Origin of the sequence: Geobacillus sp. ZGt-1, assembly GCF_001026865.1 — a bacterium.
In the GTDB taxonomy this organism is placed as follows: domain Bacteria; phylum Bacillota; class Bacilli; order Bacillales; family Anoxybacillaceae; genus Geobacillus; species Geobacillus thermoleovorans.
The window spans coordinates 1-556 of sequence record NZ_LDPD01000073.1; the positions used below are offsets into that span (position 1 = coordinate 1).

Here is a 556-nt window from a genome sequence, read left to right on the forward strand (position 1 = left end):
TTAGGCGTGTGGAGTGTCAATATTGGGTGAACTAACTAAGAAGTGCGATGATAGATAATCCAGCAACAATCCAGTCTGCTATGGACGCATTTCAAAGCTAAGATTCTGCTTAAGCTGTGGGAGCGGAGGAGGATGAAGTGCGCATATGCATCCCGTTGGTTTTAATCCTTGTAATTGCTTTTTTTTCAGGATGTCAGCAGCAACAGACTGTGCCAGGGTATCAAGACATCCCGCTGCATCCACAAGCGAGTGACATTCGTTCGGTGGATGAACGGGTGGAGTTTGTTGTTGCGTCTTCTTCGGCGGAGGAAGTGGCTGACTATTATCTTGACGAATTGGAGAAACGTCAATGGACTCAAGTTGACAGGTGGGGGTCAGCTTTCGTGTATGAGAAGAAGGGAAGGCAGATTTTGCTGGTCGTTACGGATGTGAAAAATCACGCGAAAGTGTCTGTCAGTCCGTTCCACCCGAATTGATCAAGACGTCAAACCGTTGCGAACAACCACTTTTGCCGCATCGAAGTCGGGAAGCCGCTTGCCAATGCGGTCGATGTGAG

The 556-nt window shown here is 48.4% G+C and carries 1 protein-coding gene; it reads left to right on the top strand.

From position 1 onward, the window contains the following. The first annotated feature begins 209 nt into the window (after positions 1-209). Positions 210-476, top strand: a complete 267-nt coding sequence (locus VU18_RS15590) for a hypothetical protein (protein WP_231107651.1) — start codon at positions 210-212, stop codon at positions 474-476. The last annotated feature ends 80 nt before the right edge of the window (positions 477-556 follow it).